Origin of the sequence: Anaerovorax odorimutans, from assembly GCF_024459955.1 — a bacterium.
GTDB classification, from domain to species: domain Bacteria; phylum Bacillota; class Clostridia; order Peptostreptococcales; family Anaerovoracaceae; genus Hominibacterium; species Hominibacterium odorimutans_A.
In genome coordinates, this window is the sequence record NZ_JANFXK010000287.1 from 1 (window position 1) to 206 (window position 206).

General features: G+C 41.3%; 1 protein-coding gene. It reads right to left on the bottom strand.

Annotated elements, in window-relative coordinates; genetic code table 11:
• On the bottom strand, positions 1-206 hold a 206-nt coding region (locus NE619_RS18805; RefSeq protein ID WP_256133962.1), incomplete at both ends, for a DNA gyrase subunit A.

Sequence of the window (206 nt, forward strand, 5' to 3'; positions counted from 1 at the left end):
TGAAGAATATCTTCCATCGAAGTTTCTCCGTTTTCATCAATCTGATCGTCTATGATCTTTACAACGGCATTGATGACTTCACGCAGATTATGCGGAGGAATATTTGTTGCCATACCAACCGCGATACCTGACGTACCATTTACAAGAAGATTAGGAAATCTTGACGGAAGTACAACAGGTTCTTTCTCTGTCTCGTCAAAGTTCGG